The organism is Micromonospora sp. M51 (assembly GCF_018070305.1).
GTDB classification, from domain to species: domain Bacteria; phylum Actinomycetota; class Actinomycetes; order Mycobacteriales; family Micromonosporaceae; genus Micromonospora; species Micromonospora parva.
On record NZ_JAGPXZ010000935.1, the window covers coordinates 1 to 2,082 of the forward strand.

The window sequence follows — 2,082 nt, forward strand, 5'->3', positions numbered from 1 at the left end:
CCCGCCGTCCACCCGCGCGGGTCGTTCAGCGTCGTGGTGATCGCGGTCGCGATGTCAGCCGTCGCCAGGCCCTGGATGTCGCGCTCCACGGCGACCCGGTAGCGCAGCAACCGGCCGCCCGTCGCGCGTCCCGGCGTCGTCTCGCCGGACGCCACCGACCAGCGGTTACCGCCGGTGGCGGGGTAGGTCACCGGGATGACCGCTGGGGAACTGGACCGCACCTCGGTGGTCGCGCTCGGCCGCCCGGCGGGTGTCGCCGGCCCGGCGGGCAGCTCTCCGGCGGCGACCGGTTCGGTGGCCGGTTCCCCGGCGGCCGGCAGACCGCATCCGGTGAGCAACGCCATCACCAGCAGCGACGCCATCGATGCGGGACCCCAGCGGCGGGTAACCTTCGTCGACATGTCTCTCCCCTCGCGCAACGCTCGGTGGTGGCGCGGAGGAGAAGACGGGTGACCGGGGCGAAAAGTTGATGTGACCCAGCGCTCAACCTTTTGCCGGCCCCGCCCGTCTCTAGCTCTGTGGCACGGGGAGGGTTCGCGGTGGCGCGGGGGGACGCGGATTTCGTGGAGTTCGCGCGGGTGGCGTCCGCGCGACTGGTGCACGCCGCGTTCCTGATGACCGGCGACCACCACCAGGCCGAGGACGCCGCGCAGACCGCGCTGGTCCGTACCTACGCGTCGTGGTCACGGATCCACGACGACGACGCCTACGGGTACGCGCGCCGCACGCTGGTCAACCACCTGGTGGACGGGTGGCGACGGCCGATGCGGGAGTACCCGACCGACGAGGTGCCGGAGCGGCGGCGTGACGACGTGGCCGACGACGTGGCAACCCGGCGCTGGTTGATCGCCATCCTCGGTGCGCTCAGCCCTCGGGAGCGCGCCATCGTCGTCCTGCGCTACTACTTCGACCTGCCGGAGGCGCAGGTGGCCCGGGAACTTTCGGTATCCGTCGGCACCGTCAAGAGCACCAGTTCGCGGGCTCTGGAGAAGTTGCGCAGCGCCACCCCCCGGATGGCCGATGAGGAGGCGCGCCGATGAGCGAGCTGGAACGGCTCCGCCACGCCATGCGGGCGACCGAGCGTCCCGACACGGGGCTCGATCTGAGCGCCGTGATGCGCGAGGGACGTCGGTTGCGTACCCGTCGGCGCGTCGCCGCGGCCGGGGCGGCGACGCTCGCGACCGGCCTGGCCGCCGCGGTCGTCGCGGTGGCGGTCGGCGTGTCCGGGCCGGGCGATCCGACGCCGACCGAACCTCTGCCACCGGCCGCTGTCGCTCCACCGACGGTCGCTGACTCGCCGTCGGCGCAGAAGTCGCCGGACCGCACGCCACCGCCGACGCTGGCCAGCGACACGCCACTGGCGAAGCCGTTGGGCCAGTTGGTGGACAGCGGGGTACGGCACGGCAGTGAGCGCCGCATGTACTACTTCGTCCCGGTGTCCGTGCCCGGCGTACCCAAGGTGTCCATCGGCCTGGCCGCCGGTCGCCAAACCACCGGCGGCTCGCTGACCACGGACCTCCTGGTCAACGACGTCGAGGGCAGTGACCGCAGCGCCGGGTTCCACCAGATCGGCTACGACGAGGGGTCTGCCGCCGCGCCGGTGCCCACCTTCGGCTACTTCGTCGGCCCCGCCAAGCGGATCATCGGCACCGTCGACGGTCGGCAGGTCGACGCCCGGGTGACGCGGTGGAGTCTCGACAGCCAGGTGGTGATCGTCTGGTTCGATCCGGCGCACCTCACCCCGGGGGAGCGGCTGCACGGCATCATCGCCCGCGACGGCGGCGGCCGTCGACTCTGACGCGATGCCGCCGCTCAGGCCAGCCGACGCTCGATGGTCACCGTCGTCCCCTCGGCGGTGGAGACCAGTCGCACGTCGCCGTAGGCGTTCATCAGCAGCGCGCCGCGCCCCCGGTCCATCGCCGGTCGGCGGTCCCGCCAGGTGCCGAAGTCCCGTACCGAGATCCGGACCAGGCCGCCACCCAGTTGGACGCGCACCCGCACCTCCGGGCGGCTGGGCCGCTGCGCGTGCTCGACGGCGTTGTTCATGGCCTCGGAGGCGGCGAGCAGGAGATCCTCCAGGAC

The 2,082-nt window shown here is 72.8% G+C and carries 3 protein-coding genes and 1 pseudogene; 2 read left to right on the forward strand and 2 right to left on the reverse strand.

Annotated elements, in window-relative coordinates; genetic code table 11:
* Window positions 1-401, reverse strand: a pseudogene (locus KBX53_RS30930) (hypothetical protein); the annotation flags it as partial.
* Between the two features lie 138 nt (window positions 402-539).
* Between KBX53_RS30930 and KBX53_RS30935 the strand changes: the two are divergent.
* Together KBX53_RS30935 and KBX53_RS30940 are read left to right on the forward strand one after the other, a co-directional pair.
* Window positions 540-1,040, forward strand: a complete 501-nt coding sequence (locus KBX53_RS30935) for a SigE family RNA polymerase sigma factor (RefSeq protein WP_030332453.1) — start codon at window positions 540-542, stop codon at window positions 1,038-1,040.
* Window positions 1,037-1,798, forward strand: coding sequence for a hypothetical protein (locus KBX53_RS30940; protein ID WP_210863279.1), 762 nt, complete (start codon window positions 1,037-1,039; stop codon window positions 1,796-1,798). Before KBX53_RS30935 ends, KBX53_RS30940 begins: the two co-directional genes overlap by 4 nt.
* Window positions 1,799-1,812: 14 nt before the next feature.
* Here the strand turns inward: KBX53_RS30940 and KBX53_RS30945 are convergent.
* Window positions 1,813-2,082: ATP-binding protein (locus KBX53_RS30945; RefSeq protein ID WP_210863281.1), on the reverse strand; the 270-nt coding region annotated here is incomplete at its 5' end.